The organism is Roseovarius arcticus (assembly GCF_006125015.1).
In the GTDB taxonomy this organism is placed as follows: domain Bacteria; phylum Pseudomonadota; class Alphaproteobacteria; order Rhodobacterales; family Rhodobacteraceae; genus Roseovarius; species Roseovarius arcticus.
The window spans coordinates 1,274,964-1,300,683 of the sequence record NZ_SZZN01000001.1 but is presented as its reverse complement, the minus strand read 5'-3'; the positions used below and the strand labels follow the sequence as shown (position 1 = coordinate 1,300,683).

General features: G+C 59.4%; 21 protein-coding genes and 1 pseudogene. 16 read left to right on the top strand and 6 right to left on the bottom strand.

What is annotated here, in order from left to right; all coding sequences use genetic code 11:
* Positions 1–18 precede the first annotated feature (18 nt).
* A pseudogene (istA, locus tag MK6180000_RS06130) lies at positions 19–1,509 on the bottom strand (IS21 family transposase); the annotation flags it as partial.
* A gap of 44 nt (positions 1,510–1,553) precedes the next feature.
* Between istA and MK6180000_RS06125 the strand changes: the two are divergent.
* The 12 genes from MK6180000_RS06125 (at position 1,554) to MK6180000_RS06070 (ending at position 15,506) form a co-directional block, all read left to right on the top strand.
* On the top strand, positions 1,554–2,096 hold the full coding sequence (locus tag MK6180000_RS06125; RefSeq protein WP_138933935.1) for a bifunctional DNA primase/polymerase: 543 nt from the start codon (positions 1,554–1,556) through the stop codon (positions 2,094–2,096).
* Entirely contained in the window at positions 2,089–3,705 is a 1,617-nt protein-coding gene (locus MK6180000_RS06120) for a phage/plasmid primase, P4 family (RefSeq protein ID WP_138933934.1), read from the top strand. The genes MK6180000_RS06125 and MK6180000_RS06120 overlap by 8 nt, the downstream gene beginning before the upstream one ends.
* 136 nt (positions 3,706–3,841) lie before the next feature.
* Positions 3,842–4,336, top strand: coding sequence for a hypothetical protein (locus MK6180000_RS06115; protein ID WP_138933933.1), 495 nt, complete (start codon positions 3,842–3,844; stop codon positions 4,334–4,336).
* 68 nt (positions 4,337–4,404) lie between these two features.
* Positions 4,405–4,800 carry a hypothetical protein gene (locus MK6180000_RS20955; protein ID WP_342777705.1) on the top strand — a complete coding sequence of 132 codons (396 nt, stop codon included), beginning with the start codon at positions 4,405–4,407 and terminating at the stop codon, positions 4,798–4,800.
* Positions 4,797–5,312 carry a DUF488 domain-containing protein gene (locus MK6180000_RS06105; protein ID WP_138933932.1) on the top strand — a complete coding sequence of 172 codons (516 nt, stop codon included), beginning with the start codon at positions 4,797–4,799 and terminating at the stop codon, positions 5,310–5,312. Before MK6180000_RS20955 ends, MK6180000_RS06105 begins: the two co-directional genes overlap by 4 nt.
* A gap of 175 nt (positions 5,313–5,487) precedes the next feature.
* Entirely contained in the window at positions 5,488–6,015 is a 528-nt protein-coding gene (locus tag MK6180000_RS06100) for a hypothetical protein (RefSeq protein ID WP_246040442.1), read from the top strand.
* A 260-nt stretch (positions 6,016–6,275) separates the two neighbouring features.
* Complete coding sequence (locus MK6180000_RS06095; RefSeq protein ID WP_138933931.1) at positions 6,276–6,479, top strand: type II toxin-antitoxin system Phd/YefM family antitoxin; 204 nt, start codon at positions 6,276–6,278, stop codon at positions 6,477–6,479.
* Positions 6,476–8,590 carry a class I SAM-dependent DNA methyltransferase gene (locus MK6180000_RS06090; RefSeq protein WP_138933930.1) on the top strand — a complete coding sequence of 705 codons (2,115 nt, stop codon included), beginning with the start codon at positions 6,476–6,478 and terminating at the stop codon, positions 8,588–8,590. The genes MK6180000_RS06095 and MK6180000_RS06090 overlap by 4 nt, the downstream gene beginning before the upstream one ends.
* Positions 8,587–9,762: a restriction endonuclease subunit S gene (locus MK6180000_RS06085; RefSeq protein ID WP_138933929.1), complete on the top strand. Its 1,176-nt coding sequence runs from the start codon at positions 8,587–8,589 to the stop codon at positions 9,760–9,762. Before MK6180000_RS06090 ends, MK6180000_RS06085 begins: the two co-directional genes overlap by 4 nt.
* Positions 9,759–10,553 carry a hypothetical protein gene (locus MK6180000_RS06080; protein ID WP_138933928.1) on the top strand — a complete coding sequence of 265 codons (795 nt, stop codon included), beginning with the start codon at positions 9,759–9,761 and terminating at the stop codon, positions 10,551–10,553. Before MK6180000_RS06085 ends, MK6180000_RS06080 begins: the two co-directional genes overlap by 4 nt.
* 18 nt (positions 10,554–10,571) lie before the next feature.
* Positions 10,572–13,997 carry a type I restriction endonuclease subunit R gene (locus MK6180000_RS06075; RefSeq protein WP_138933927.1) on the top strand — a complete coding sequence of 1,142 codons (3,426 nt, stop codon included), beginning with the start codon at positions 10,572–10,574 and terminating at the stop codon, positions 13,995–13,997.
* Between the two features lie 825 nt (positions 13,998–14,822).
* The gene (locus tag MK6180000_RS06070; protein WP_138933926.1) at positions 14,823–15,506 is read left to right on the top strand and encodes a M48 family metallopeptidase; all 684 of its coding nucleotides are present in this window, start codon (positions 14,823–14,825) and stop codon (positions 15,504–15,506) included.
* Between the two features lie 9 nt (positions 15,507–15,515).
* Here MK6180000_RS06070 and MK6180000_RS06065 read toward each other — a convergent pair whose 3' ends face one another.
* From MK6180000_RS06065 to MK6180000_RS06045, 5 genes are all read right to left on the bottom strand, one after another.
* Positions 15,516–16,055 (bottom strand): RSP_2648 family PIN domain-containing protein, encoded by a 540-nt coding sequence (locus MK6180000_RS06065; protein ID WP_138933925.1) that lies wholly within the window; start codon positions 16,053–16,055, stop codon positions 15,516–15,518.
* The gene (locus tag MK6180000_RS06060) at positions 16,052–17,260 is read right to left on the bottom strand and encodes an RSP_2647 family RNA methyltransferase (RefSeq protein WP_138933924.1); all 1,209 of its coding nucleotides are present in this window, start codon (positions 17,258–17,260) and stop codon (positions 16,052–16,054) included. The genes MK6180000_RS06065 and MK6180000_RS06060 overlap by 4 nt, the downstream gene beginning before the upstream one ends.
* A gap of 37 nt (positions 17,261–17,297) precedes the next feature.
* Positions 17,298–17,945 (bottom strand): DUF6778 family protein, encoded by a 648-nt coding sequence (locus MK6180000_RS06055; protein WP_138933923.1) that lies wholly within the window; start codon positions 17,943–17,945, stop codon positions 17,298–17,300.
* 199 nt (positions 17,946–18,144) lie between these two features.
* A complete protein-coding gene (locus MK6180000_RS06050) occupies positions 18,145–18,417 on the bottom strand; it encodes a hypothetical protein (RefSeq protein ID WP_138933922.1) in 273 nt (90 codons plus the stop codon).
* Positions 18,414–21,257 carry a bifunctional [glutamine synthetase] adenylyltransferase/[glutamine synthetase]-adenylyl-L-tyrosine phosphorylase gene (locus tag MK6180000_RS06045; protein ID WP_138936365.1) on the bottom strand — a complete coding sequence of 948 codons (2,844 nt, stop codon included), beginning with the start codon at positions 21,255–21,257 and terminating at the stop codon, positions 18,414–18,416. Before MK6180000_RS06045 ends, MK6180000_RS06050 begins: the two co-directional genes overlap by 4 nt.
* 167 nt (positions 21,258–21,424) lie before the next feature.
* Between MK6180000_RS06045 and MK6180000_RS06040 the strand changes: the two genes are divergently transcribed.
* The 4 genes from MK6180000_RS06040 (at position 21,425) to MK6180000_RS06025 (ending at position 25,512) form a co-directional block, all read left to right on the top strand.
* Positions 21,425–21,865: a DUF2852 domain-containing protein gene (locus MK6180000_RS06040; RefSeq protein ID WP_138933921.1), complete on the top strand. Its 441-nt coding sequence runs from the start codon at positions 21,425–21,427 to the stop codon at positions 21,863–21,865.
* A gap of 127 nt (positions 21,866–21,992) precedes the next feature.
* Complete coding sequence (locus tag MK6180000_RS06035) at positions 21,993–22,448, top strand: RDD family protein (RefSeq protein WP_138933920.1); 456 nt, start codon at positions 21,993–21,995, stop codon at positions 22,446–22,448.
* Positions 22,449–22,533: 85 nt separating this feature from the next.
* Positions 22,534–23,358 carry an arginyltransferase gene (locus MK6180000_RS06030; RefSeq protein WP_138933919.1) on the top strand — a complete coding sequence of 275 codons (825 nt, stop codon included), beginning with the start codon at positions 22,534–22,536 and terminating at the stop codon, positions 23,356–23,358.
* Between the two features lie 117 nt (positions 23,359–23,475).
* Positions 23,476–25,512 carry an ASKHA domain-containing protein gene (locus MK6180000_RS06025; protein ID WP_138933918.1) on the top strand — a complete coding sequence of 679 codons (2,037 nt, stop codon included), beginning with the start codon at positions 23,476–23,478 and terminating at the stop codon, positions 25,510–25,512.
* The last annotated feature ends 208 nt before the right edge of the window (positions 25,513–25,720 follow it).

The window sequence follows — 25,720 nt, the reverse complement described above, 5'->3', positions numbered from 1 at the left end:
CGTTCCATAGCGACTTGTTCTCCTGAGGCTGTCATAGCGTGCGCAATCAGCCACGGGCTCGTGGGTCAGTCGCAACGCGGTGGGGGTGAGAAGCAATGGCGGTGGTGTATGATCCCGGCTGCGGGCGAGGATGTTGATGATCACCGGCGCCGAGAACACGCCTTGTGCCAGCGCCTCCTGACAGGCCGCCTCGACGGCGACAATGCCATCACCAGCGACACAGCCGAGAATGGCGACCATCTGACGATCACCGTCGCTGACGCTCTTGAGTTTGCGCCGCACGTCGGCCATCGCAGTTGGCAGCACCCAGTTCTGGAACGGTGCGCCATTGCGCAACGCACCGGGTTTACGCGCCAGCACAGGGACATAGTGCCAGGGATCATAGACCGTCTCGTTGCGACCGAAGCAGCGGGGATGTTCGGCCACGACAACGCCATTTTGTCGGATGACGATCTTCTCGGCATAGGCGTGGACTTCGACGGGCCGCCCGACGGCTGTTGAGATGACCGAATACTTGTTGTTGTCGAACCTGACGAGGCACGTCTTCGACACCGAAGCCGGAACTGAATGAAACCCGTCGAACGGGCCGACATAGGGCACGAGGGTCGCGCGTTCCGCTTCGAACATTTGCCAGATCATCTGATCACTGCGCTCGGGATGCTTGTGCGCCTTGGCATAGGCGATGCACTTGTCGAGTAGCCAGACGTTCAGCTCGTCCAGGCTTTTGACCCGAAGCCGGGGCGTGAAAAATCGCTCGCGAACAAGGCCGACCTGGTTCTCGACCTGACCTTTCTCCCAGCCGGACGCCGGGGTGCAGGCGACCGGCTGAACCAGATAATGGCTGCACATCTGCAGAAACCGCCGGTTATAAAGCCGCTCCTTGCCAATGAAGACTGCCTCGACTGCTGTCTTCATATTATCGTAGATGCCGCGCGTGCAGGCCCCTTTGAAAAAGGCGAAGGCGCGCTCATGCGCGTCGAACACCATCTCCTGGCTCTCACGCATATAGGCCCGCGCGAACATCATCCGACTGTGACACAGCCGGACATGTGCGACCTTCACCGTCGTCGTGACGCCGCCGATCAGCACGATCTCATGGCTCCAGTCAAACTGGTAAGCCTCGCCCGGCGCGTAGTAGAGCGGCACATATGCTTCCGCTGCAGCTGACCCGCGCGCCTTCGACCATGTCTTGGCATAGCGTCGAACTGCGTCGTAGCTGCCTTCATAGCCAAGCGCCCGAACTTCCTCATAGATCCGGATCATCGTCAGCCGTTCACGCGATGGTTTGCCTTCATTGGCCACCAGGAACCGGTCGACCTCAGCCCGCCATGGCCCGATCCGCCGCATCGGCTGGTGTTCCCGCTCGTATGTGAAATCGGTCTCGTCCGTTCGCAGGATCTTGCGCACCGTATTGCGCGACAAATGCAACTCCCGGGCGATGCGCTTCATCGACCAGCCCTGCACATGAAACGCCCGACGCACCCGCGCAATCGTATCCACTCGCTTCAACTCCCCCTCCATCCGCTGCCGCACAACGGATGGTTAGATGAAACATGAGGGGGGTCAAAATTGGACGCCGATTACCCCGTCAATGGGGTCAGTTTTGCACGCCGAAACACAGTTGGGCGGTATTCCCTGCCCACAGCATCCAGCACGGTGAATGCACGTGTGGCAATCCGACTTGTGGCCCCGCAGGTAAACACCCGATGGTCGCGGGTGGTTTCAAGGCCGCCTCTACTGACCCCGACACAGTTCAGCAGTGGTGGACTAATTGGCCGGAAGCCAACGTCGCTATCGCTACGGGGTCAGTGTCGGGTCTACTCATCCTCGACGTGGATGTCGGGGCAGACAAGCAGGGCGAGGCCGCACTGAAACGCTTGGAGGCCGAAACTGGCCCCCTGCCCCGTGAGGCCGTTGTCCGAACTGGCAGTGGCGGCTGGCACATTTACATGCAGATGCCCGATCAACCAGTCGGCGGCAGTGCCAGCAAGCTTGGTCCAAACCTCGATGTGCGTGCTAATGGCGGCTATGTAATCGCCCCACCTTCAATCCACAAATCTGGAAACCGTTATACTTGGGAGAGTACAAATGCTTAATCAAATCCCTTTGCCACCACAAAAGCTGATCGACAAACTGGCTTCAAAAAAACTAGTCGCGGCAAACACTAATTCAGCTCCAACGCGCCCCTTATCAGCTGGATCACGCAACAATAGCCTTACCAGCATGGCGGGCTTCCTTCGTGCTCACCACGGCTATGATGCAGACCAGCTATATGCGGCTTTGTTGGCCCTAAACGCGACCGCATCCTATCCGCTACCAGACGATGAGGTTTGGGGAATCGCCCGCAGTATATCGGGATATGAAGCTGGAACGAAAATCGAATATGATGACGTTCCCCTGTCAAACCTAGTGGCCCTCAAGATTGCAGGTACGTCCTGTCAAACCTCCACTACGGGCTGGATGCGCTTTGATGGAGCGCGCTGGGTAGACGATCCCAAGGGCGCGCATGCGAAAGAACAAACCAAGCGCTTCCTTGAAGAGCTTGCTAGCGCAGCAAAAAAATCGGGTGACATTGACGCAATGAAAAGTGCCAAGCAGCTCCTTTCGGCGCCAAAGGTTAATAGGGTTTTCGACCTTCTTTCGACGGATCCCAATATCATGCGCTCGTTTGGCGATTTTGATCGATCCGTCGGCGAGCTCAATTTGCTGAACGGTACTCTTGGCCTCGAAGATCACGAGTTACGACCGCACAGTGCCAATGACAATTCAACCAAACTGGCCGGGGTGGCATACGATCCAGTCGCTATATGCCCCGTTTTTGACAGCTTCATGGCATCAGCGCTTTCACAAGAGACTCAGCGCTTTGCGCTTCGCCTGTTTGGGTACGCTTTGCTTGGCAATCCTAAGGAGCAAGTCTTTGCGATCTTCCACGGCCCTGGTCGCAACGGGAAATCGACGCTGATCGATATCATTGCGTATATTCTCGATGATTACGCCTGCAATGCTGAGCCGAGCACGTTCATAAGGCAGAAAAACGCAGGAATTCGTAATGATCTCGCCCGCCTAAAAGGAGCAAGGATGGTTGCAACATCCGAACTAGCGACGGGCGAGATCCTCGATACAGCTCTGATAAAGCGCATCACTGGCGGGGATATTATCTCGGCTCGCGCCCTATACAAGGAACATTTTGAGTTCAAGCCAGAGTGCGTCATGTTTATGGCGACAAATGCGCTTCCTGTCGTCGACGGAGGCGATCAAGCGCTGGGGCGTCGACTGATCCTGCTGCCTTTTGAAAAGGTGGTGCCAGAAGATGACTGCGACCGCGATCTGCCTGCGAAGCTGCGGGTGGAAGGGAGCGGCATTCTCAACCGCTTGCTTCAAGGACTGAAGGATTATCAAGCGTTTGGGCTCAATATTCCTGAAACTATAAAGCAGGAAGCTGCTCGATATATGGTTTCATCGGATATGATCCAGTCCTTTATCGAGGACGAATGCGTGCTCGACCCCGAAGGATCTGTAACAGCAAGCCGTTTGTATTCGAAGTATCAACGCTGGTCCCAATCGAACGGCACCAAGGCAATCAGCCAACCAATCTTTAAATCGGAGATCGTGAAGCGAACGAGGATTCAGCAAACGCGAACTAATAAGGGTAAGGTCTGGCCAGGTATTAGCTGCGGCGAACGCCCTCTCTCTCTAGCAGTGTAGGTAGTGTAGTCTTATACCCTAACTTTCCAGAGAAAAGTAATAGTAGGGAAGTTAGGGTTAGAGCCTACACGGCCTACACCAAACATACATGGCATTTGCCGCCGCCAAGCCCTTTGACAAATAATCCGAGATAAATATGAGCAAAATTTCAGGATCAAACCTGTTCAAGAATCCAGTCAAATGGCCGCTTATTCCCCCTTGGTGGTTGCTGTCTGCCCCGCAAGCCGCAGCCCTGCTTGGCGTGACATCAGCGACCCTGCATAATTGGAGGGTTCGTAGCGAAGGCCCTGAGGCAGTGCCGCCAATGTACCTTAGAAAAACTCAGGGTGACCCCATCTACTACATGTATGGCGCTGTCAGGTCGTGGGCAGCGGAGCGACTGGGCCTCAGCTATTCTATGGATGATCAATGCAAAGATTTGTTCACCAGCACATTGCCAAAGCTGAACGGAGGGATCGGATCGTGGCAAGGAAGGGCAAAAGAATTCGAGATATTTTTTCAGAGAGATCATAAGCAGGCCTGCAAAGGGGAGGAACCTGCTTATTTCTCGCTGGAACAAATCCAGCAGATGGATGTCTATTTTTCGAGACAGCCACGGCAACTCCAGCCGATGTTGAGCTTAACAAGGTGAAATGAGCTTGAGGCTTCCTGCACGTGCCGTTCCGCCATGTGAAACGAGGCGGCCGCAAGGAAATGCAGATGCCGGAGGGGGCATCCAGCCAGCGCAAGATAGACAAAACATTGATCAAGGCGCTGGCGCGAGCGTTTCGCTGGCAAAGGATGCTCGAGGCGGGTGAATTTACGACGATTGCGGAGCTGGCTTCGCATGAGAGAATCGCAGCATCGTACCTTACGAGAACGATGCGGCTTACACAGCTCTCGCCCGACATCGTCGAGGCGATTCTCGATGGTCGTCAGCCGGTTGAGTTCACCTTGGAGATCCTTCGGAAACCGTTGCCTGCAGAATGGGCCTTCCATACCAACCACTTGCAACATTGGCTAGGACCGAGGGCGCGTTGGTCAAGACAGAGCGATTCAGGGGATTCACGAGAAGATTCGGGCGTGTTAGGGTTCAAGAAAAGGATACAGGCATGAGCATTCTATTCACGGTCGGCTATGAGGGCACAGATATTGACAGGTTCGTTCGGACTCTGAAGGCAGCCGGAGTCCGGCAGCTTGCTGACGTGCGCGCGGTTGCGGTTTCACGCAAACCCGGTTTTTCCAAGAAAAAGCTTGCCCAACGCCTCACCGAAGAAGGCATTGAATACATTCATTTCGTCGCACTTGGAGATCCGAAACCTGGTAGGGAAGCGGCCCGAGCAGGCAAATTTGATCTCTTCCGCTCGATCTATGGCGACCATATCGAAACAGATGCTGCGCAGGACGCGCTTCAGGATCTGAAGGATACCGTCAGCACTGCGGCCACGTGCTTACTCTGTTTCGAGAGAGACCCAGAAACTTGCCATCGAACGATCGTTGCTCGTGAAGTAACCAATCAACTCGGCTTCAATATTTTCAACCTTTTTGCTGACGATCCAGAGCGCTATGTCCGTCACTCTTCAAAATTGCCGCGTTTCCATCCTAGTGAAAGCGTTACCGCAGCGTAGCGCTACACATGGGGAAACAGTTTGCTGCGCCGGGGTAACGCCCTATGGCGATTTCAAACGGCTGTTTCCGGTCCGGTTTCGACATTTGGGAGAAGGTGCTGCCTTCAAGCGATGGGATTGGGTGGATTTCAAATATCGCACACCAACAAGCGACCGGAGGAGCGAAAGTTGCCACGTGATGGAGGACTCCATCATTTTAGATGGAACAATGCCTGCAAAGGACCGCTCCGCGGTACTCAACCCGCTTGTTTCAAATTCGGTGGCGGACGCAGCTGCTGCGGGCAAATCTCTTGCGTTGATCCGCCCCAAGAATACTCGCTTTTACTACAAGGCTAAGACAGAATCGGAACTCGACGCCGAACGGAAAATATACGAGCAAGCCGCCAGCCAGGGATCCTTTTTTGACAAGCAACTGGCGGCACTTGAACCAAGCCCCTATGAGTTTCGTTTCAAGTTTGAGGATGGCACCGGCCCACATGATTACGCGAATGGGGACTGGGAAGCTCATGCCATGTTTTTCAACGGGCGAAAGCGCGAAGGATCCGACCAGGCAACACTCGACTGGATGAGCACGACCTTCAACGAACAGTACGCAAAACGGGGAATGCTCTTCTGCGTTGGCAACATGGCCAAGCGCCCGCAGACATGGCAGTTGCTCGGCGTTCTTCGGGTTGACGATACAGGCCAGCCTGCGTTGTTCTGAGCATCTGCGTGACTTCGGCAACCGGCCCGGCTTTCGAAACCGCCCCGGGATTGTACGTGGCCATCCTCTATGGGTGACAGCCGCCCGACCTGAAACTGGAAACACCGCGGTCAGAGCTCCCTATGGATTGGGGCAGGCAGCGTACATTGCTGCGACTTTGAACGTCGCAAACCTCGCTGACGATCAAATTCGGGTCGATCGCTGACTTGTGTTTATTAGCCAATTTGGCCAAAGTATGCCGTACACAAGCGGAGAGTCAGATGCAGATCTTGACTGCGAAAGACGCGAAGTACGGTTTCGGAAGGTTGATTGATCTCGCCCGAGCTGAGCCGGTCGCGGTAGCCAAGCATGGGCGCACTGTCGTCGTCGTGATGTCGGTCGAGGAATACGAGCGGTTGAAGGCGCTGGACGAAGGTAGCGCCACTCCCAAGCGCCATAGCGTAGGAAAGAACACAAACGAATGATTGCAGACCACCTGACCGGAATTGAGCAGTTCGGTGCAGACCTTTGGAAGATGGCGGACGATTTGCGGGCCAACTCCGGGCTCGCATCGAACGAGTATTTCATGCCCATCATGGGGCTCCTTTTCCTGCGACAGGCCACGAACCGTTACTACGCAGCTCTCGCCGCGATCGAGGCCGACAAGGCTGCCGGAAAAATGCCAGATCGGCCCTTGGTCGATGCCGACTTCCGACGTCGCCGCGCGATGATGTTGCCTGAGGCAGCCCGCTACGATGTGATCCTCGATATGCCCAAGGGCGGGCAACTTGGCGAGGCGCTGACCGCAGCCATGGAGGCAGTGGAGGAACACTTCCCGCCGCTTGCAGGTCAATTACCCAAGGACTACGAGCGCTTCGACGATGATCTTCTCGAAAGCATGATGCGCAAGTTCGACACAGAGGCATTGCGCAATGCCTCGGGTGATGTGTTCGGCCGCATCTACGAGTACTTTCTCGCTGAGTTTTCCAAACAGGGCGCCCACGACAATGGCGAGTTCTTCACACCACCCTCAATCGTCCAGACCATCGTCAACGTCATCGAACCCGACCACGGCATCGTTTTCGACCCGGCCTGCGGCTCGGGCGGCATGTTCGTGCAGTCCAGCCACTTCATCCAAGAAGAAGGGCAGGACACGATGAAGCGCGTCACCTTCTACGGCCACGAAAAGAACGAGACGACTGCCAAGCTCGCCCAGACCAACCTTGCTGTCCACGGGCTGCAGGGCACCATCCGGGCCGGGAACGAGGCCATCACCTACTACAAGGATCCGCACGAACTTGTCGGCAAGTGCGACTTCGTGATGGCAAATCCGCCGTTCAACGTGGACGAGGTCGACGCCGACAAGGTCAAAGGCGACGCTCGTCTGCCCTTCGGCCTGCCCGGCGTGAACAAGGGCAAGAAGGTCTCCAACGCCAACTACCTGTGGATGTCCTATTTCTACAGCTACCTGAACGACAGCGGCCGCGCCGGTGTCGTCATGTCCTCCCAGGCGTCCAGCGCGGGGCGGGATGAGGCGAAGGTGCGCCAGAAGCTCGTCGAGACCGGCGCCGTGGACGTGATGATCGATATCCGCGGCAACTTCTTCTACACCCGCACCGTGCCTTGCCAGCTCTGGTTCTTTGACCGGGCAAAGGAGCGTGACCCGGAACGCGCCGATCACGTCCTAATGCTCGACGCGCGCAACATTTATCGCAAGGTTACTCGGGCCATCTTTGACTACTCGCCCGAGCAGCAGAAGAACATCGCCGCCATCATCTGGCTCTATCGCGGACAGTCCGACCGATACCTCGACCTGGTTACATCCTATCTTGCTGAGGCCATCGCACATGGACAGGCGACGGCCGAACCGCTGACAGGCTTCAAGGAGGCGATCGCCAAGCTGGTCGACCAAATGGCTCCCTTTGCGAAAGAGGCGCGCGACCCGGACCCGCTGGCAGAGACCTGGACGGAACTGACTGCTGTGCAGGCCACGCTCAACGACGACATTGCAAGCTTCGCGGCAGAGGTTGCCGTCCGGGCGAAGGCCTGGGCCGAAGGCGCGAACGAAGAAGGCCGCGACAACGCCACGCTCCATGCGGCGCGCGAAGGATTGTATGGCATGGCGGAACGGTGCCGCGATCTGACCAAGCAGATCGACCTGGCGGCGAAGCTGGCGGGCCGCGCGGTCGATGTGGCGATGAAGGAACTGGAGGCACGGGACTCGGATCTCTGGGCCAACGTGGAGGTGAACAAGGCACGCAAGGCGCTGGAAGGCGTGCGTGTCGACGCGGTGGAGGCGCTGAGGGGCGCCCGGTATTTCGTAAAACAGGCGGACTGGCTACAGGAGCGGTTCCCCGAAGCGCGATTGGCGGATGTCGAGGGTCTGGTGAAGCTGGTGGATCGGACCGAGATCGCAGAGCATGACTGGAGCCTGACGCCCGGCCGCTATGTCGGCGTCGCGCCCGAGGAGGTGGACGAGGATTTCGACTTCGAAGAGGCGCTGCGGTCGATCCACATCGACCTGAAGGGGCTGAACAAAGAGGCAGCAGACCTGGCGGCTCGGATCGCCCGAAACTTCGAGGAGTTGGGGGTGTGAGTTGGCCAGAAGCCAAACTCGATGAACTCGGTTTCGTCGGCCGCGGACGTTCAAAGCACCGGCCACGAAATGATCCTGCATTATACGGGGGAGAAACCCCTTTCATCCAGACGGCGGACATCCAGGCCGCTGATCTGTTTATTTCCGGTTACTGCCAAACCTACAGTCCTGAAGGTGTTGCTCAGAGTAGAATTTGGGATCAGCAAACGCTTTGTATGACAATCGCAGGTGAAAACACGGGCTCAACGGCGATTTTGAACTTCCCCGCCTGCTTTCCAGATAGCATTGTAGGTTTTATTCCAAATCCAGAATTGGCGGATATCCGATACATAAAGTATTCTCTTGACGCGTTGAGACGTGCTTTTCGAAGCGTGTCGAGAGGTGCCACTCAAGACAATTTATCGTTGAAAAAGATTCTTTCTTTTGGGTTTCAAGTTCCTCCCCTGACAATTCAGCAAAAGGTATCTCAAGTCATCGGTGCTTACGACGACCTGATCGAGACCAACCGGCGGCGGATTGCGCTGTTGGAGGAGGCGACGCGGCTGCTCTACCGCGAGTGGTTCGTCCACTTCCGTTTCCCCGGGCACGAACACGTCAAGATCACCGACGGCGTCCCCGATGGCTGGGAGCGGCGGACGCTGGTGGATCTAGCTGAAGTCGTAATGGGCCAGAGCCCGAAATCGCAGTTCTACAATGACGCCGGCAATGGCCTGCCGTTCCATCAAGGCGTGACGGACTATGGCTTCCGCTTTGTCGGCCATCGCACATACTCGACTATGGTCACGAAGATTGCGGAGGCCGGCGACATTCTCGTAAGTGTCCGCGCCCCTGTCGGACGCATCAATATTACGCGGGACAAGATCGTTCTTGGGCGCGGCCTCTCGGCAATCCGGTCACGCACCGGGCATCAATCGTTCCTCTTCTACGCGCTGAAGAACCACTTCTATGCAGAGGATATCATCGGTTCGGGTGCGATTTACGCTGCCACGAACAAGAAGGAACTCGAAGGACAGAAACTGGCGGTCCCTTCGTCGATGTTACTCACGGAGTTTGAGGCCCAAGCCGCCACCATCGACCAGCAGATAGCCAACCTGACCAGCCAGAACGAGAAGCTCGCCCAAGCCCGCGACCTCCTCCTGCCGCACCTGATGAACGGGGAGATCGCGGTGTGACGCAGGACAGCTCCACTCCACCTTTCGACGAAGAAGCGGCCGCCTCTTGGCAGCGCTTCGTCGATTCCATTTCGCCGAGCATGCATGCCGGGTGGATGCTCAGACAAACAATGCCGGGCACACAGTTGGATGCCATCAAGAGCCTGATGCACCGCAACGAACAAGCTTCAGCTGCAACGAGCATCAAACTGAAAGAAGCCAAGGCGGAAATTGAGGCGAACCCAGACGATGTGGGCTTGGAATGGAGCTACGATCATCAGTTCTGGCAATCGGTGTTCATGGATTCGGCGCACAGCATGTCGGCGGTCGGAATGCTGGCGCCCTTCATCGAGTCCCTGTTCGTCGCCATCTTCGAGGGGCTGAGGAAAAGGCAGAGCACGGATGCGGGCAACGCGCGGAGGCAGCGTGCTGACGATCAGTTCTGGAACCCGCAGATTGTTTTCCGCAGCGATGGGCCAAAAGGCGATCTCGTGGCCGGTATCGACCAGTTGGCTGAAAGCTGCGGGCTCAAGCCCTTTCTGCCGCCCGACTATCGGAACACGCTGTCCGCCCTCTTCGCCTATCGCAACAATATGCTGCACAACGGCTTCGAATGGCCAGCCGAGGCGATCGGCAAGTTTTCAAACCGCATCGCGTCCGAGAAATGGCCGGAAGCCTGGTTCACGAGTGCCGAACGGGATGGCGAACCGTGGCTCTATTACATGTCCCCTGATTTCTGCTCTCATTGCGTCGAACTCATCGACGGCATCATTGACGGCGTGGGCCTTTATTTGAAGGAGCGCGAAACGTGATCTTACGAAAGGCATTGCATGGCCGTCACCGGCATTAACAGCGAAGATCGACTGGTTCAGACCACTTTCGCCGAGCACTTGGAGACGGTGCTCGGCTGGGACAGCATATACGCTTGGAACCAGGAGACTTTCGGACCGGACGGCACGCTGGGGCGAAAGGACACGACCGAAGCAGTCCTGACCCGGGACCTTCGGGCGGCGCTACACCGCCTCAACCCGGACTTGCCAGCCCCGGCAATCGAGGACGCAATCCGAGGCCTTACCGTCTATGACGTCAGCCGGTCGATGGTTCAGCACAACCGCGATTTCTATCGTATGCTGCGCGGCGGCGTACCCGTCACGTATCGCGATGCAAAGGGACGACAGAAATCCGCTCGTGCCAAGGTGATCGACTTCGACAACGCGCTCGGCACCAACCGCTTCCTTGCCGTGCGAGAGTTGAAATTGACCGGCATGCGGACGCCCAACTACAACCGTCGCGCCGATCTGGTCTGCTTCGTCAACGGCCTGCCGCTGGTCTTCATTGAGCTAAAGGCCGTCTACAAGAACATCCGAGCCGGGTTTGATGGCAACCTGCGCGACTACATGGACGAAAACGTCATCGCGCACGCCTTCCATCATAACGCCTTCCTAATTGTCTCGAACGGTGATGGCGCCCGATATGGCTCGATTACGAGCACTTGGGAGCATTTCAACGAGTGGAAGCGGCTAGATGAGGCGGACGAAGGCAGCGTGGATGCGGAGCGGCTGTTGAATGGCATGCTTGCGCATGATCGATTGCTAGATCTGGTCGAAAACTTCATCCTGTTCGACGAAAGCAAGGCGGGTACGGCACGGAAGGTGGTTGCCAGAAATCACCAGGTTCTGGGCGTGAACCGTGCGGTAGCCTCCGTCGCGAGGCAAGAGGCGATCAAGGCCGAGATCCCGCCCGGTGAGCGCCTGCGCCACCGCGTGGTGGAGTTGCCGCTGGAACGAAAGACACCAGCCAAGCGCAAGAGGGGTCATCATGCGCTTCTAGCGGCGGAACCTTCACTTCCGTCCTTCGTTCCCGAAGGTCCCGTCGACATCATCGAACGGGCGCATCCGGATTTAGGCCGTTTGGGCGTGTTCTGGCACACGCAGGGCAGTGGCAAGTCCTACTCGATGGCATTCTTCGCCGAGAAGGTGCGGCGCAAGGTGCCGGGCAATTTCACATTCCTACTGATGACCGACCGGAATGATCTCGACAGCCAAATCTACAAGACCTTTGTTGGCTGCGGCGTCGCGGAAAACGACACCCCGCGCGCGGCATCCGGCGATGATCTTGAACGGATCCTGAAGGAAAACAACCAGTACGTTTTCAGCCTGATCCACAAGTTCAACAAGGACGTGGACCCCAAGAACCCCTACAGCGAGCGCGACGACATTATAGTGATCTCTGACGAAGCCCACCGCACACAAGCGGGGCGGCTCGCTCGTAATATGCGCCTGGCGCTGCCCAACGCTGCCTTCATCGGATTCACTGGCACTCCCCTATTCAAACAGGACCAGATCACCAAGCGCATCTTCGGAGATTACGTCTCGCGCTACGACTTCAAACGCTCCGAGGAGGATGGCGCAACCGTCAAGCTAGTCTATGAGAACCGGGGCGAGAAGCTAGGGGTCGCCAAGACGAACCTGAACGAACGGATCGCCGAGAAGATCGAGGAAGCGGAGCTCGACCCAGATCAGGCGGCGCTCCTCGATAAGCTGCTCGGAAAGGACTACGAGGTCATCACCGCCGATGAGCGGCTCGACAAGATCGCAGCCGATTTCGTGGAGCACTGCGCGACGAGGTGGGAGTCCGGAAAATCCCTATTCGTGTGTATCGACAAGATCACCTGCGCCCGGATGCACCAAATGATCGTCCCGCGCTGGCGGGCGAAGGCTGCAGAAGTCAGGGCGGCCGCCGACGCTAAGCAAGCCGAAGCAGATGCCGCTGCTGATGAAACCCTTCGCCTTGTACTCGCGGAGCAAGCGCAAGAACTGGCTGAGCAGGCAATGTGGCTCGAGGAAACCATCGTCGAGATCATCATCAGCGAGGCGCAGAACGAGGTCGCGGACTTCAAGAAATGGGGGTTCGACATCATCCCGCACCGCGCCTTGATGAAGCAGGGCTTCAATACCGGAAATGGCGAGCGGATTGATGTCGAGACGGCTTTCAAGAACCCCGAGCACCCATTCCGCGTCGCAATCGTCTGCGCGATGTGGCTGACTGGTTTCGACGTGGAATGCTTGTCGACGCTCTATATCGACAAGCCGATGAAGGCGCACACGCTGATGCAGGCCATAGCGCGGGCAAACAGGGTGTATCCTGGCAAGGACTTCGGCCTGATCGTCGACTACAACGGGATGCTAGCAAGCTTGCGTGCCGCACTCGCCCAGTATGCGCTAGGCGATGATGGCACGGGCGGTGAAGAAATCATTGCGCCCATCGAGGAGCGCGTACAGGCCCTGCTAGAAGCTATCGAGGCGACCGAGGCGCATTTGCGCAGCCTCGCCTTCGATCCAGGCGTACTGCTTGGCTCGAAGGGCTTTGTGCGCATCAAGGGCCTCAAGGACGCCGTAGAAGCCGTCTATTCGACGGACGAGGCAAAGCGCCGCTTCGAGATTCTTGCACGACAGGTGTTTATCCGCTTCAAGGCGCTGCTTATGGAGCCCAGTGCGTGGGCACACGCCGAACGACACGACAACATTGAAGCAATCTACAAAAAACTGACCGAGCGGCGCGACACGGCTGATGTGACAGAGCTGTTGAAGGAGCTGCACCGGATCGTCAATGAAGCCATCCGAACGCAGGCATCAGGGGACGATCAAGCCGAGGGGCTGACCTTCGACCTGAGCCAGATCGATCTTGAGAAGCTGCGCGATGAATTTGCAAAGAAGGTCAGACGCAAAGCGACTGCGCTTCAGGACATCCGCGACATCGTCGAACAGAAACTCGCCGAGATGCTGGCGCGCAATCCCGCCAGGATGGACTATCAGGTGAAGTACGAGGCGATCATTGCCGACTACAATCGGGAGAAAGATCGCACCACCATCGAGGAGACGTTCCGTCGATTGGTCGAACTCGTCAACAGTCTGGACGAGGAGCAGAAGCGCGCAACGAAGGAGGGGCTTGGTGAAGATGAGCTGGCGCTCTTCGACCTGCTGCTCAAGGATAACCTGGACAAAACGTCTCGTGAGCGGGTGAAGCAGGCGAGCCGCGACCTCTTGGCATCCATAAAGGCGCGCTTGGCCGAACTCGATCGCTTCTGGGAGAAAGAGCAGACCAAGGCTGATGTCGAAGTCTTCATCTTGGACGAAGTCTTCGGAAGCCTACCGTCACCGCCGTTCACGCCCGACGAAAAGAAAGCCCTTGCTGCAAGCGTCTACGCACATGTGTGGCAACAGGCCGTGAATGGTGGCTTCGCACAGGCGGCATAAGGCTGTTCGCTGATCGTTCGATCTAGGGTCCATCAGGTAGGCGAACGGACCTGCGAACCACGCCGAGCGCAAACCTAAAATATTCTGCTTTATTTCAGTGGGATGGCGCTCTGAACCGGACTGCGCGCGGTTAACAGGTCCAGAGAATATCGGCCCTGAAAGAACACCTTCACGCCTCTTGGCACCGGGGCCGGTGCTCAGCCTTTGCCGCATAACCCTTGAAAACAACGACAATTTTCGCCTAGGGCAACGAGCGGAGAACGCTTTCGCAAGGGCAAGTGGCGGATCGGAAGGGATTCTAACTGACGAACAGTTCGAGAAATTCCTGAACCAAACTGAACCATCCGGAAATTGCCAAAACTTGGTCGGACTGAAGACGCTATAGTGTCCCAGTCAGAATGGCCAAGGCCGAATAAATATGGTGTAGTGGGTGTGGGTGCGTCCGGAGCAGCGCACGTTCGGATGGAAAATCCCGCGCTCGAGTTCGGCCCTCGAACCGGACACCAGCCGGACACGGCTTATTCACGAACGCAAAAAGCCACCCGAAGGTGGCTTGTAACCTTTTGATATTATTGGTTAATTAATGGTTGCGGGAGTAGGATTTGAACCTACGACCTTCAGGTTATGAGCCTGATTAGCTGTTTCAGTAAAAACAATTTTTAGCCCAGACCTGAGACGTAGATTGCAATGTAGATCGGATTACTGATGCTACTACTATGGCACTGATAAAGAACTACTTTCTTACTTGACAATACTCCCGCCGGAGGCACGCCTGCTGAATGAACCGCGCTTGCCGATGGCGCAGCGCCGCTCCATATAAGAGTTATGTTGAAGTTTACCCCAATCCTGCTGGCACTGATCTACGCCTTCGTCATGTACCATTTCTCGGTTTGGCGCACGTCGCGTGATTTGACCGACAAATCGACCGAATTGGCCGATCCCAGACTGAAGGCGCTGACCGACAGGTTGGCGGCGGCGCTGGAGCTTGCGCGCATCCGGGTGCATATCTACGAGATCGATCCAGTTAATGGCCTTGCCGCGCCGGATGGACGCATCTTTATTACGCGCGGGTTTTACGCCAAATTTCAATCCGGTGACGTGTCGGGAGAAGAGATGGCATCGGTTATCGCGCATGAGCTTGGGCATGTCGCGCTCGGCCATTCGCGGCGGCGCATGATCGACTTTTCTGGCCAAAATGCGCTGCGCACCGCGCTGGCAATGGTGCTGTCGCGGTTCATTCCGGGCATCGGCGTCATGATCGCAGGCGCACTGACATCATTGCTGGCCGCCCGGCTGTCGCGCAGCGACGAGTACGAGGCGGACGAATACGCCGCCGCCCTGCTGGTGAAGGCCGGGATCGGAACTGCGCCGCAAAAGTCACTCTTTCGCAAGTTGGAGGCGCTGACCAAGTCCAACTCAGGCGCCGCGCCCGCATGGTTGATGAGCCACCCCAAGACGTACGAGCGGATTGCCGCTATCGAAAAACTCGAGGCACGCTGGGGGGCTTAGGCAGCTCTGCTATCCCAGCGCCTTGGCAACACGTGGCAGCCGCGCCTTTTTCAGCAGCGCGCGCAGTGTCCAATCGTCGCCGCTTAGGCGGCGCGCCTCGGCCAGAACGCCCCCGGCGACCTGCGCCATCATCTCAGGCGATGCTTGCCAGATGCCGTGCAACAATGCGTCGGGATCGCTGCGCGACAGACCTTCTTCGGCCAGTATCTGGCGCGGGAAATCTTTGGAATTAAGCGTTACGATCACGTCTGCCGACCCTGCGATGGCGGCGGCCAATACGTGTGTGTCGGCAGGATCGGGCAGCCATAGCCGCGCCTCCAGCGAGGGCGGCCAAGTCACTTGGGCAGCAGGCCAATCAGCCGCCAGCAGGGCCGCCTCAGCGCCCGCTTGCGCAACGCCTGCGGGCCCTAGTTTGATCGAGGCGCGCTGCCATTCCTCAATGATGCGCGCCGACCAAAGCGGGGTAAATGCCCCTGCCCGCGCCGCGCCCAGCAGCATCTGGCGCATGACTGTCGGATAGATGACGCAAGTGTCGAGCAGCGCCTTCACAACCGGAAAAACAGCGCCTTGAGATAGCCCGTTTCGGCCAGATGCGGGTGCAGCGGATGATCCGGCCCCGCACCGCCCGTATGAATCAGTTGCGAGGATCGCCCGCTACCATGCAGACCGCGTCCGATGCCGCGCAGGCAGGCGCGGCGAAACGCCTCCATGTCAGCGGCGTGACTGCAAGAACAGAGCACCAGATAGCCGCCCTCGCGCACCAGCGGCGCGGCAAGGCGCGCGGTGCGCTCATAGGCGCGCAGACCCGCCTCAAGCGCCTTTTTCGACGGTGCAAATGCTGGCGGATCGCAGATCACTACATCAAACTGCGCGCTCTCCTGCCCCAGTGCCTCCAGCACGTCGAAGGCATCGCCCTTGCGGGTTTCCAGCTTGCCGTCCATGCCCATCGCGGCCGCGCCATTTTGCGCAAGCGTCAGAGCAGGCTCCGAGCCGTCGACAGCCAGCGCCGATTCCGCGCCATGCGCCAGCGCGGCAAGGGAATACCCGCCAACGTGGCTGAATACGTCAAGCACGCGCGCGCCTTTGGCCAGACGCGCCGCAAACGCATGATTGGGCCGCTGGTCATAGAAAATGCCGGTCTTTTGCCCGCCGGTCAGGTCGGCCATATAGGTCGCGCCATTCATCAGCACAGGCACAGCCGCATCCGGCGCGGCGCCGATCAGAACGGCGCTGGCGTCGTCCATCCCCTCAAGGCTACGCGCCCGTCCGCTGGCGTTTTTCAGAACATGCGCTGCACCCGTAACCTCGGCCACTGCGGCGGCCAAATCGTCCAGCAGGACCTCGGCCCATGCCGCATTGGGCTGGATCACGCAGGTATCCCCGAACCGGTCGATGATGGTGCCGGGCATACCATCGCCCTCGGCGTGGATCAGGCGGTAGTAGGGCGCATCAAAAAGCGTCTCGCGCAACTCCAGCGCGCGGCGCAGGCGGGCAATCAGCCAAGAGCGGTCGATGGTTTGGGATGTATCCAGATCCAGCACGCGGGCTGTAATGCGCGAGGTGGGATTGACGGCAACCAGCGCCAGAGGCTCGCGATTCGCATCCTCCAGTAGCGCGACGGTGCCGGGGGCCAATGCCTTGGTCCGGCGGTCCATGACAAGCTCGTTGTCATAAAGCCAGGGCACGCCCCGGCGCACCCCCGTCGGCGAGGTTTTCGGCATGAGGCGAATAACGGGTAAAGGGGACGGTGTCATGCCGTCCCCTTAGAGGGTTTTACGCGGTGCGCAAAGCTTAAAGCGTATTGAGCGCGCCCATCAGCCCCAGACCTGTCGAATGGTAGCTGCCGGGGTTCATCATCTCAGTTCGGATAACATGCGACAGATGATCAGTGATGCGCACCTTTTGGGTCTGGCCGCGCTGTTCGGCGGCCATGGCCTGACTGCCGCCATAGCCCCTGAGGTCGGCCTTGATCTGGCGCGGTGCGCTCAGCGCTTGGCCCGTGGAAGGATCGCGCAGCGTGACGGTGAAGGTCATCGCATGAACACCGCCGGTGAAAACGCGTGCCTTTTCGGTCAGCGCGTGAAAGCGTTCGACCTCAATATCCATTACAGCGGGCAGGCCGTTGTCCATGCCCTCGGTGCCCCGCGCTGCTGCATCTTCGAACATCGCGCCTACTTGTGCATAACGGTCGCCTATCGGCTCGCCGCGCCAGACGATATCACCGCCGGGGTAAAAGACGTTCTTCTCCGAAACCTTCAACGTGCGAGGCACGTTAATGCGGACCTGCTGAATATCCAGCGCAAGCGGCGCCGCGCGCTGCGGTGTGTCCAAGGTGGCACCGCGCGTCACAGTATCGCCGGGCGTTCCTGCACAGGCCGACAGCCCAAGGGCGATGGCAAGGGCCGCAACTGCGCGGATCGATGTGCTATAATGTCTCATTACTGTCCTCCTGCGGCCTGTAGCCTGGATCCATTGGGGCAGATGTGACCGCCCGTTCAGGTCAGTAATGCGGGGCAAATGCGGCCAATTCGAGACAATTTACGTGCAATAGCATGTTTGCCCTGCGGCCATTGCGGGGCTGCACGCGCAGTTGGCAGTCAACGTTCGCTCAGGGATTTCCCGCATAAGTAGCGCGCGCTTAGTCGCGCGGGCGCGATTTCCAGCCGCCCCTGCGGCGGGGGCGTGCAGCGGCTTCTTGGCCCTGCTGCAACACTGCGGTCATGGGGTGCTGCGGAAAATCCGGGGCGTAGATTGCCAGAAAATGTGCAATCGCGTCTTGGGTATCCTGCCCGTCGGGCAGCGACAGCGCCCAATCGAGAAAAATCGAGCGACATTCCTCGGCCACGATACCGTCAATGCGATACGCCTCATAGATGAGGCCTTTCTTGTCTAGAGGATCGCTTGTCTTCATCCCTCAATCCCCTGCCCAGTGTTTGCCGGTTGCCCCGCGCGGCGCAGCGCCGCGTCGACGACATCCGCCGCAGCGCGCGTGCGGCTATCCAGCGCTGCGACCAGATCTGAAATATCCTCGCAACCCGTTTCGCGCAAGACGAACGCGCGCGCGCCCGATCCCAATTGATCTGCGTCCAGCGCGCCATCACCCAAAAGGCGCGCGGCCATCTGCACGTCGCGGCAAAGCGAGGCCGCCCGCGACAGCGCATCTGCGCCAGCCTTGTCCCACCATCCCAGCGCGGTGCCCGCACCAAAGCCGGCCTGCGTTCCTGTCCGCGCGCGTCCCGACGCCAGCGCAGCCGCCTGGGCTATCAGCTGAATATCCTGAAGCCTTCCTGGCCCCATCTTGGCATCCAAAGGGCCAGCGGGTGACTTTGCGGCTGCAATGCGCGCGCGCATGTCGGCGACCTCGCGCGCAAGGCGCGGCGCTGTGCCGTCCCGCGCGGCGACATCCGCAATCAAGTCCACTCTGAATGCCTCAATTTCTGCCCCGAGCAATGCGTCCCCAGCGACGGCGCGGGCGCGGGTGAGGGCCAGATGCTCCCACCCCCAGGCGCGGTTTTGCTGATAGTCTTGAAAGGCGCTCAGGGATGTGGCCACCGGCCCCTGATTGCCCGAAGGGCGCAGGCGCATGTCCACCTCGTAAAGGCGCCCGCCCGTCATCTGCGCCGTCAGTCCCGAAATCATCGCCTGCGTCAGCCGGGCGTAATAGGCGCCCACGGCAAGCGGTCGGCGCCCCTCCGACGCCTCCGCGCCATCGGCGTCGTATATGACGATCAGGTCAAGGTCCGAGGAGGCGTTGAGCGCGCGTGCGCCCAGCGATCCCATACCGATCACCGCAGCGCCGCGCCCCGGCGGCGGCCCATGCTTGACCGAGAATTGTGCCACCACTTCAGGCCAGAGAGCGCGCAGCACCGCCTCGGCCAGATCGGCGTAGTGGCGCGCGGACGTGGCGGCATCCACCAGCCCGCGCAGATGATGCACGCCGATGCGGAAATGCCACTCGCGGCGCCAACTGCGCAGGCAAATCAGGCGCGCCTCATAATCGCCCTCGCGCGACAGTCGCGCGGCCAAATCAGCGCTCAGCGCCGACAGCCCCGGCCACGGAGCAAAGAAGTCGCCCGCGATAACCGCATCCAGCACAGCGGCATTGCGCGACAGATAGCCCGCCAGTGCGGGCGCGGTGCCGACGATATCGACAAGCAGCTCGATCAGTTGCGGATTGCTTTCGAATAGCGAAAATACCTGCACACCAGCCGGCAGCCCGGCAAGGAATCCATCGAAGGCCAATAGCGCCTCCTCGGGGTGCGAGGTGCGGGATAGGCGGGCCAGAATATCAGGGCGCAGTCGGCGGAATATCTGCCCTGCCCTGTCCGTACGCAGCGCAGGGTAGCCCGGCCAACGCGCGATCACCTTTGCATCCAGCCATGCGCCCTGTTCGGTCTCATGCGGTGTGGCCTCAGCGGGCGCGTCAGGCTTGAAAAACCGCTCGATCACTCCGTCGACAGCCGACAGACGCGACAACAGCTCATCCTTCAGATCGCCGGTATCACGGTCCATAAAGGCGGCAAGGCGCGCAAACTCGTCCTCGGTGATGGGCAGATCATGCGTTTGCTGGTCGCGCAGCATTTGCAAGCGATGCTCTACCTCGCGGTGAAAGCGGTAATGCGCGGTCAGATCAGTCGCGACGCCCTCGGGTATCCACTCTTTGCCCGCAAGTCCGGCCAGCCCGTCCAGAGTGCCGCGCATCCTGAGGGACGGATCGCGCCCACCGGCGATAAGCTGGCGGGTCTGGGTGAAAAACTCGATTTCGCGGATACCACCGCGCCCCAGCTTCATGTTGTGGCCCATCAGGTCCAGCGGGCCGCCCAGATCGGCGCCCAGCCCTTTGTGCGCGCGAATACGCAGCCGCATGTTGTGGGCGTCCTCGATCGCGGCAAAATCCAGATGCCGCCGCCAGACAAAGGGCCTGAGCGTGGTTAAAAACCGCTCGCCTGCGTCGATATCGCCGGTGCAGGGCCTCGCCTTAATATAGGCCGCCCGTTCCCATGTGCGGCCAAGGCTCTCGTAATAGGCCTCGGCGGCGGCCATTGACATGCAGACAGGCGTGACGCCGGGATCGGGGCGCAGGCGCAGATCGGTGCGAAAGACGTATCCCTCGGCAGTATTTTCGCTCAGGATTGCCGCCATGCGGCGCGTTGCCCGCACGAATGCGGCGCGCGCTTCGGCATTGTCCTGCGGATCAAAGCGCGTCTCGTCATAAAGGCAAATCAGGTCGATGTCGGAGCTATAGTTCAGCTCCCCCGCGCCCATCTTGCCCATCGCCAACACGCACATGCCGGCGCAGGTCGCGATGTCCTCCTCGGTCATGCCAGGCACCTTGCCGCGGCGGATTTCGTGGCCGACCGTGTGGCGAAGCGCCACGTCGCAGGCTGCGAATGCCAGATCAGTCAGGGCGCCTGTCACCGTCTCCAGCGACCATACGCCCGCCAGATCGGCCAGCCCCGCCAGCAGGGCAACCCGTCGTTTGGCGCCGCGCAGTGGAATAGACGGATCGCCCTCGATGGTATGCAGGCCATCTAGAACGGCTTTCAGCGCGGCCTCGGGCGCGTCCAGCGCACCGGGCAGCCAGTCTGCCTCGGACTGCATAAGCTGCCGCAAATATGGGCTGCATCCCGCCGCGCCCGAGATGACCTGCGCCAGATCGCCATTCAAACTTGGAAACCGCGCAAGTGCATCATCCGCGCGGTCGCTGTGATAGGGGCGCGGGGCGCGCGTGATCCGGGCGGCAAAATCCATGGTGACAGTGATACGCATGCCGCATGGGCGGTCAATGGTCGGCTGCTTCCGTCCACGCATGTAAATTATATTAACATTGCCCCTTGTAGATGCGCGGGTCCATCCCAATCTATTCAATGTAACGATGATTTACATTCTAAATCGCAACCAAGCAAAGGACGCCAATAATGAACACCTACGCACAATCCCCCATGGCCACCGCCGCCCCCCTGCGCTGGTTAGAGAGCGCCGCAGCATGGCTGGACCAGCGCGGCAAGCTGGCATGGATCGCGGCGCTGGTCATCAGCTTTGCCATGATTTGGCCTGTCGGCCTCGCCATTCTCGCCTATATGATATGGAGTAAACGCATGTTTGGACCCTGCAAATCGCGCCGCATGGCTTCCCCTTCCGTCACCCGCAGCAGCGGCAACACCGCCTTCGACGCCTACCGCGACGAAACGCTGCGCCGCTTGCAAGACGAGCAGGCCAGCTTTGAGGGCTTCCTCGACCGGCTGCGCCAGGCCAAAGATAAGGCGGAGTTCGACCAGTTCATGCAGGACCGCGCATCCGCACCGCGCGGCACTGACGAAGCCAAAACAGACGAAGGCCCCAAGCAAGACGGTAGCTGAACCGATGTAGGATTGTGCCGCCCGCCCTTGATCAACCAGGGCGGGCGGCGCAGACTTGATTTCAGCGGGCGACATGACTTGATATATTCGGCAAATCCCTGCGCACCGCCCCACAGCGAGAGGCACGATGACCTACACTGATACCGATATCGCCACCTACCTGCCCGACCCCGTCACGCAGCCCGAGTTCTATGCCGGTGTCCCGACCAAGCGATTCCTAGCGTGGCTGGTCGATTCGGCGCTGATATTGATGTTCTGCGTTGTCGCATTGGTGCTTACGCTTGGCATCGGATTCTTTTTTCTACCTGCTTTGATGCTGGCCACCGGGCTGATCTACCGCATCGCCACACTGTCGCGCGGATCGGCCACATGGGGCATGGCGCTGATGGCGATTGAGCTGCGCCGCTTTGACGGGGCGCGGCTGGATACGCTGACGGCGACGCTGCATACATTGGGCTATTCGGCATCCATGGCCTTTGTCCTTCCGCAGATCATTTCGGTGATGATGATGCTGACGGGGGGCCGCGCGCAGGGCCTCAGCGATGTGATGTTGGGCACTGCCGCGCTTAATCGCCGCGCCTGACGCTGGGTGCACGGGCCGATTCCCGGCTTGGCGCGGCGCGGCATCATTGCTAGGTTTTGCAAAACGCTGACTTGATTGGCCCTTGATGCGACACACTAATACCATCGCTCCACAATTCTACGTGACCGCGCCGCAGCCCTGCCCCTATCTGGAGGGCCGGATGGAGCGTAAGCTGTTCACCGCGCTACAAGGCGACGGCGCACAGAGGTTGAACGATGGGCTGTCCAAGCAAGGCTTTCGCCGGTCGCAAAACGTGCTTTATCGCCCGTCCTGCGCTGATTGCGCCGCGTGTTTATCCGCGCGGATCAACGTCGCGGATTTTATCCCATCAAAAAGCCAAAAGCGGACCCTGCGCCGAAACGCGGGGATTGAGCGGCGCGCCACCTCCCCTTGGGCGACCGAGGACCAGTATGCCCTTTTCCGCCGCTATCTGGAGGGGCGCCATGCGTCGGGCGGGATGGCCGACATGGACACGTTCGAGTTTGCCTCGATGGTCGAGGAAACGCCGATCCGAACCCGCGTTGTCGAATATGTGGAGCGCGACACAGGCGCACTGGTCGCGGTTTGCCTGACGGACGTTTTGGATGACGGCGTATCGATGGTTTACTCGTTTTTTGAGCCCGAACGCACCCGCGCGTCGATGGGCACGTATATCATTCTCGACCATATCAAGATTGCCCGCGAGGCGGGATTGCCCCACGTCTATTTGGGCTATTGGGTGCCCGGAAGCGCCAAGATGGGTTACAAAGCCGGGTTCTCGGGCCTTGAGATTTACATTCGCGGCCAGTGGGAGGCGATGCGCAATCCCAGCGATTACGCCGAGCAGGTGCATCCATTGTCGAACGATCCAATTTCCGAGCAAGTAGCAGGGATTACCCTGCCCGACGGCGAGCCGTTGCGACGGGAGTGATGCCGCCGCCCGAAACATGCCGCCTCTGACCCAATTTGCGGCGCTGGCGGCCTTCCCCTTCGCGATTTAATCCCTAATGTCCCCGGTAACGCCTTTGCGCAACAGATGGACCACGCCATGAGCACTTTTCCCCTCGTCGTCTTTACCCCCTCCGGCAAGCGCGGGCACTTTGCCGTGGGCACGCCCGTTTTGACGGCGGCGCGGCAGCTTGGTGTCGATCTGGATTCGGTTTGCGGCGGGCGCGGCATCTGCTCAAAATGCCAGATCACGCCCAGCTACGGTGAATTCTCAAAACACGGCGTGACCGTTGCCGCAAATGCGCTGTCCGAATGGAATTCGGTCGAACAGCGCTATGATGAAAAGCGCGGGTTGAAAGCCGGCCGCCGACTCGGTTGCCAGGCAACCGTGCAGGGCGATGTGGTGATTGACGTGCCGCCTGAGAGCCAAGTCCACCGCCAAGTCGTGCGCAAAGCCGCCTCTGCCCGCGTCATCGAGATGGACCCGGCCACGCGCCTCTACATGATCGAGGTTGACGAGCCGGACATGCACGAGCCTACCGGCGATTTTGAGCGTCTGGCCCGCGCGCTGAAGCAGCAATGGGAGATCCCCGGCATCACCGCCGATCTGACCCTGCTGAGCAAGCTGCAGCCGGTGTTGCGCAAAGGCAAATGGCAGGTAACCGTCGCCCTGAACAAGGCGCATGACGACGAAGTGGCGCGCGTTCTGGAAATCTGGCCGGGGCTGCATGAGGGCGGGCTATACGGCCTCGCCATCGACCTTGGCTCCACCACCGTGGCCGCGCACCTGACCGATCTGCATAACGGCGCGGTGATCGCATCCTCGGGCATCATGAACCCGCAAATCCGCTTTGGCGAGGATCTGATGAGCCGCGTTTCCTATTCCATGATGAACCCCGGCGGCGACGTGGAAATGACCCGCGCGGTGCGCGAGGCAATCAACACGCTGGCCGAGGAGATCGCCAAGGAGGCAAACATTGCCCCCACGCTGATCGTCGAGACGGTGTTCGTCTGCAACCCGGTCATGCATCACCTTTTGCTAGGCATCGACCCGGTCGAGCTGGGACAGGCGCCCTTTGCCCTGACCACGTCGCAATCCATCACGCTGAACGCGCGCGAGTTGGACCTGAACGCGATCAATCCGCGCGCGCGCACCTACATCCTGCCCTGCATCGCCGGGCACGTGGGCGCCGACGCGGCCGCCGTCGCCCTGTCCGAGCAGCCGGGAAAATCCGACGATCTAGTGCTGATCATCGACGTGGGCACGAATGCCGAGCTTCTTCTGGGCGATAAGCATGGCGTTCTGGCCTGCTCCTCGCCGACTGGCCCTGCGTTTGAGGGTGCTCAGATCAGCTCGGGCCAGCGCGCTGCGCCCGGTGCGATCGACGCGATCCGAATCGATCCGGTGACGAAAGAGCCGCGCTTTCGCGTGATTGGCAGCGAAATCTGGTCGGATGAGCCCGGCTTTGACGAGGCTATTGGCGCGACGGGCATCACCGGCATCTGCGGTTCCGGAATTATTGAGGCGGTGGCCGAGTTGCGCATCGCAGGGTTGTTGGACGAAAATGGCCTTATGGGATCAGCCGCCGCAACGGGAACCGAGCGTATGGTGCCCGAGGGCCGCACACACAGCTATCTGGTGCACGATTCGACGGATCAGGGCGGCCCCCGCATCACTGTGACCCAAGGCGACATTCGCGCCATTCAGTTGGCCAAATCCGCGCTTTACGCCGGCGCGCGCCTGCTAATGGACGAGCGCGGCGTCGACAAAGTAGACCGGATCGTTCTGGCAGGCGCTTTCGGCGCGCACATCTCGAACTTGCACGCGATGGTGCTGGGCATGATCCCCGACGCGCATCTGAGCAAGGTGACATCGGCAGGCAACGCCGCCGGGACAGGGGCGCGCATCGCACTGTGCAACATCAGTTCGCGTGCGGAAATTGAGCGTATGGTGCTAGAGATCAACAAGGTTGAGACGGCCATTGCGCCGAAGTTTCAGGAGCATTTCGTGGCTGCCAATGCGATCCCGCACAAGACTGACCAATTCCCGGAACTGTTCAAAATCATTACCCTGCCCAGCCCTAACTTTAACGCAGGCTCGGGCGGCGAAGGGGGACGGCGCAGGCGGCGCGGCTAGGGGTAAAAAACGCACGGCGCGCGTCAGAATGCACCTCCCATTTTGCGGCTATATTGCAACGGCTTGGCAGGGCGTCGGCCCTGCTTCGCTCATGCAGAATATAGTATATTGCCAATGCCCAGATTTTGCCCCAATTGCACCGCATTCACGCCCGGGTTCGTGGGTATCCTAAGGCAATCACCAGCTGCCAGTTGGATGCTTTTCCGGC